Annotated in this window: 6 protein-coding genes; all 6 read right to left on the bottom strand. The window is 65.3% G+C overall.

Annotated features, from left to right (window positions below):
* A partial coding sequence (locus VFO93_RS00225; RefSeq protein ID WP_325132284.1) for a hypothetical protein occupies window positions 1-194 on the bottom strand: 194 nt, incomplete at its 3' end.
* Window positions 195-326: 132 nt separating this feature from the next.
* The gene (locus VFO93_RS00220) at window positions 327-1,478 is read right to left on the bottom strand and encodes an AAA family ATPase (RefSeq protein WP_325132283.1); all 1,152 of its coding nucleotides are present in this window, start codon (window positions 1,476-1,478) and stop codon (window positions 327-329) included.
* Window positions 1,478-2,107, bottom strand: a complete 630-nt coding sequence (locus VFO93_RS00215; protein ID WP_325132282.1) for a hypothetical protein — start codon at window positions 2,105-2,107, stop codon at window positions 1,478-1,480. Before VFO93_RS00215 ends, VFO93_RS00220 begins: the two co-directional genes overlap by 1 nt.
* 199 nt (window positions 2,108-2,306) lie before the next feature.
* Window positions 2,307-3,260, bottom strand: coding sequence for a hypothetical protein (locus tag VFO93_RS00210; RefSeq protein ID WP_325132281.1), 954 nt, complete (start codon window positions 3,258-3,260; stop codon window positions 2,307-2,309).
* Between the two features lie 3 nt (window positions 3,261-3,263).
* Window positions 3,264-3,653 (bottom strand): VOC family protein, encoded by a 390-nt coding sequence (locus tag VFO93_RS00205; protein ID WP_325132280.1) that lies wholly within the window; start codon window positions 3,651-3,653, stop codon window positions 3,264-3,266.
* 70 nt (window positions 3,654-3,723) lie between these two features.
* Complete coding sequence (locus VFO93_RS00200) at window positions 3,724-4,305, bottom strand: nitroreductase (RefSeq protein WP_325132279.1); 582 nt, start codon at window positions 4,303-4,305, stop codon at window positions 3,724-3,726.
* Window positions 4,306-4,429 lie beyond the last annotated feature (124 nt).

The following is a 4,429-nucleotide window of genomic DNA, read 5'->3' as shown; positions in this document are numbered from 1 at the left end:
AGCCGGCCCTGCGTATCGAGCGCATACGCCTGCACGGCGGGCAAGGCGCGCACGGCGAGCGGCAGCTCGGCGGTGGCGGGCAGGCCGCGCAGCCAGAGCTGGCCGGCCGCTTCGGCGGCTTGCAGGCCGGGCAGGTGGCGCACTGCCCCGAGGGTGGGCCGGTCGGCGGCGGCCAGCACGAGGAGGCGCTCCATTAGACTGTCTGAATGATTGTGATGGGTGTCAGATACGAGACGTTAGAGCTTAGACATGAGACGTTAGACATAAGAAAATTTGTACTCCCTTTCTCATGTCTCATGTCTAACGTCTCATGTCTGAAAAACAACTCAATGCGCTGCCAACGCTTTCTGCCACAGCGCGTCGAGCGGCTCTTGCACGTACTGGCGCTGCACCTCGTTGGTGAGCCACTGGGTGCGGCCGTGCAGGTAGCGCAACTGGTCTTTGATGGCGGTGCGCTGGGCGGGCGAGGCGTCGGGGGCATCCCACTGCGCGGCCAGGTCGGTGATTTCGCGCAGCAGGGCGTCGGCGTCGGGGGCGTCGTGGCCGGCCGCGCGCGGGTGCTGGCCGGGCTGCTCGTCGGCGTGCACCACGGCATCGACGATGCCGGCGATTATTTCGCGCTGCTCGTCGGTGTCCCAGATGTAGCGCAGCACCCACATATCGGAGGCGATGACGGTGGTGCGCTGGCACAGCAAGGCACTGGCTGCCAGCAGCCGTTGCAGCTTCACGGCGCGGCGGTCCGACACGGCCAGGCCGGCCAGGCGCAGCTTGCTGATGAGTTCGGTGTACTGCGGCCGGATGCCGCTCACGTCCACGCGGGGCACGGCGGCTTGCAGGCGAAGCACCTCCTCGGCCCCGATGCCGGGGGCCGCGTCGGCGGCGGGGCGCTCCAGCGTCCAGCCGGCTTCCAGCACCTCGGCCAGGGCGGTGGGAGCCACGTAGTCGCAGTGCACGCGCACCAGAAAGCGGTCGAACAGCGCCTGCAACGCTTCTTCCTCGGGCAGGTGGTTGCTGGCACCTACCATCAGCAGGGCAGGTAGCGGGCGGTTTTCGCGGCCCCGCCGAAATACCCGCTCATTGAGCACCATCAGCAGGCTGTTGAGGATGGCGCTGTTGGCATTCAGCAACTCATCCAGAAAAACCAGGTGCGCCTCGGGCAGCATGCCCTCAGTGTTGGTTACCAGCTCGCCTTCGCGCAGCCGCCGGATGTCGAAGGGCCCGAACAGCTCGTTGGGCTCGGTGAAGCGCGTGAGCAAATACTCAAACGTGCGGCCGTGCAGGCGCTGGCCCAGCGCCCGCACCAGCGCGCTTTTGGCCGTGCCGGGTGGGCCGAGCAAAAACAGGTTTTCGCGCCCCACCAGGCACAAGCACAGCAGGTCGATAATATCGTCTTTGCCCACAAACGTGGTTTTGAGGTAGCGGGCTACGTCGTTGAGCTTGGCTACCAAGGGCCACTCTTGGCTCAGGTCGGGGGGCATCAGGCAGGAGAAGTAAACAGGTGAAAATCGGGCCACAGCTGCGCGCCGTGGGCTCCCAGCGCGGCCTGCACCAGCGGCGCCAGGTGGGGCTGGCTGGCCCGCGCCCGGTCGTGCGCCGCGATAATGCGGTCGAGGTACGCCCCCCGCAAGGCCGGATGGGCCAGCAAAATAGCCTCGGCATCGGCATCGGCCGGCTCGTGCCCCACAAACGACAGCGGCCACTGCCCGGCTGTGCGGCGCAGGTGGGCCACCAGCGCATCGGCCGGGGCCAGGCCCTGCGCCAGTTGCAGCAAGTCGGGCAGGTAGCGCAGGCTGAGGTCGGCCGAGTAGTGGGCAGCCGGGGTGGGCTCGCCTTTGTATTCGGGCAAGTATGTGGCAATGGCGGCCTCATCCAGCTCGCGCACCACGGCCAGCACGGCGGCGTGGTACAGGTATTGCACCGCCCAAAGCGCCGCTGCGGCCTCGAAAGCCGGCGCGGTGTAGGGCAGGTTCAGGCAGTCCTCGGCGTGGTAGTCTTGCAGTAGGCTTTCGGCGGCTGCCAGGTCGGCCGCCTCGAATGAGGCCGGCTGGCTCGATAAGGTGATGCTGCCGGTGGTGAGCAGGTCTTGCAGGAAAGCGGTGAGCAGCATGGGCGGTAAGAGGTAGTTTGAGCTTGTAGAAGTAAGCTTGACGAACGCCCGTCATGCTGAGCGGAGCGCAGCGGAGTCGAAGCATCTCTATCGCCTCCTTGTTAAGCGTCAAGAGTTTGTTTACCGGTAGAGATGCTTCGACTCCGCTGCGCTCCGCTCAGCATGACGGGCGTTTCTTGTCGTTGCCTCTAATTATCTCCTACTTCTCATTCAGCACCAATTGCAGCCCTTGCAGCTCCTGGTTGAGCAGGCGCACGGCCGATTGCAGCTCGTTGAGCATGTTGGCCCGCACCTGGAGCTCGTCGGCCGAGTACTCGCCGCCCTCGCCGAAGAGTAGCGCCGCCAGCTCTTTGCCCTGCTTCGACTCGGGCCGGGCGAGCTGGCCGTAGTGCTCCCAGCGCTGGCGGGTGTTGTGGGCCAGGCTGGTTTGGCCGCTGTTGCTGAAGGCGGGCTCGGTGAGCATGTACCAGATGCTGGGTGGAAACACGTCGGAGGTTGGCTTTTCATTCCACACGTCGGCCAGCAGGTTGCGGGGGTGTTTAAACTCGGCCGTGTGCCCGTGCTCGCGCAGCGTGAGCAAGCCCAGGCCCGCCGCCAGCAGCCCGCCCCCGATGCCAAAGGCGTACTGCCCCGACTTGTTTTCGATGACCGTAGTGCCCACGCCGCTGGCCGCCCCGACGCCGATGCTCAGCACGTTGAGGCGCTGGGTGCGGCGGTCGTCCTGCTCGCCGAGGTAGCCGGCCACCTGGTCGGCGCGCTCGCCTTCGCAGTCGAGCTCGGCGGCCACGCTGGCCACGGTGCTGCTCACCAGCGCCACTTGCGCCGCAATGGCCTGGCGCTGGCGCAGCACGGCCAGCTCGGCGGCCGGGCCGGGCTGCTGGCGGGCGGCGGCTTCGAGGGCCAGCAGGCTTTGCAGCTGCGGCAGGATGCCCGCCGCATTGGCCGCGAGCAGGTTGCGGCGCGGGTAGCGGGCCAGTAGCGCGGGCGTAAGGGCTTTATTCAGCTCAGGCTTGGGGGCAAAGGCCGGGTCGTAGCGCAGGGGCAGGGGCGGGTCGCAATAGCCTGAGGCTACGCGCAGGTGGGTAGGACGGGTGCCGGCGCAGCCGGCCAGGGCCAGCACAGCGCCCAGTAAACAGGCGTATTTTTTCAGCATATGCTAGCTTTCGTATAGCTCCAGCGGCAGCCCGTCGGGGTCCGCAAAAAAGGTGAATTGCCGGCCCGTCAACTCGTCTACTCGCACCGGCTCGCAAGCTACGTCGTGCGCGGCCAAATGCCGGATAGTAGCCTCTATATCAGCTACTGCAAAGGCCAAATGGCGCAGGCCCGCTGCCTCGGGCCGGCTGGCGCGGGGCGGCGGGCTCGGGAAAGAAAAAAGCTCGATGATGTACTGCCCGCATAAAGCCAAATCGAGCTTGTAGGACGTTCGCTCGGCGCGGTACACCTCGCGGATGATTTCCAAACCCAGCACCTCGGTGTAAAAAGCCTTCGAGCGGGCGTAGTCGGTGCAAATGATGGCGATGTGGTGGACGCCGAGCAGGTTAAGCATAAGGCGAAAGTAGCGCGGACTTTCAGTCCGCGAGTGGCAGGCGCACCAACTCGCGGACTGAAAGTCCGCGCTACGCTACCCAGCGTACTTTCTCGGCTACCGGGCCGCGCTTGCCGTCGGGCACGGTCGCTTTGGGGTAGCCCAGGTTGAAAAAGCCCAGGAGCTTATCCTCCGGCCCGAGGCCGAAAAATGCCTTGGCTTCTTCGGTGTAGGTGATGCCGCCGCTGCTCCAGAAGCCGCCCAGGCCGTAGGCGTGGGCCGAGAGCGCCAGGTTTTGCACGGCGCAGGCCACGGCTTCGATTTCCTCGATTTCGGGCAGGCCGGGGTCTACCCGTTTCATGCCGATGGCGACGACGTGCGAACACTGGCCTGGCGAGTCGCGCAGCTTCTCGTACTTGCCTTCGCTGAATTTGGGGCCGGCCGTTTGCTTGTAAAGCTCGGCCTGAAAATCGGCCAGCTTTTGCAGGCCCGCGCCCGTGAACACGGTGAAGCGCCACGACTCGGTGCGCTTGTGGCTGGGCGCCCAGTTGGCGTTTTCGAGCAGCTGCCAGATGATGGCGTCCGGGATGATTTTGCCGGGCTCGAACTGCGCCACGAACACGCTGCGGCGGGTGCGTATGAGCTCGTTGAGTTGGTTGGGGTCGAAGGTCATGGGGGAGAAATTAGGAAAGAAAAGTAACTGTCATGCTGAGCGCAGCGCAGCGGAGCCGAAGCATCTCTGCCGGAGAACTAACCTCTATCGCTAGCAACGAAGCGGTAGAGATGCTTCGACTCCG

Source organism: Hymenobacter sp., assembly GCF_035709525.1.
Lineage (GTDB): Bacteria > Bacteroidota > Bacteroidia > Cytophagales > Hymenobacteraceae > Hymenobacter.
The sequence above is the reverse complement of the archived record's forward strand: the minus strand, read 5'-3'. Positions and strand labels throughout refer to the sequence as shown.

What these genes read in the sequence shown, in the direction of transcription:
- VFO93_RS00220 (WP_325132283.1), bottom strand. Translation starts at nt 1,478, where the DNA reads ATGCCCCCCGACCTGAGCCAAGAGTGGCCCTTGGTAGCCAAGCTCAAC.
- VFO93_RS00215 (WP_325132282.1), bottom strand. Translation starts at nt 2,107, where the DNA reads ATGCTGCTCACCGCTTTCCTGCAAGACCTGCTCACCACCGGCAGCATC.
- VFO93_RS00210 (WP_325132281.1), bottom strand. Translation starts at nt 3,260, where the DNA reads ATGCTGAAAAAATACGCCTGTTTACTGGGCGCTGTGCTGGCCCTGGCC.
- VFO93_RS00205 (WP_325132280.1), bottom strand. Translation starts at nt 3,653, where the DNA reads ATGCTTAACCTGCTCGGCGTCCACCACATCGCCATCATTTGCACCGAC.
- VFO93_RS00200 (WP_325132279.1), bottom strand. Translation starts at nt 4,305, where the DNA reads ATGACCTTCGACCCCAACCAACTCAACGAGCTCATACGCACCCGCCGC.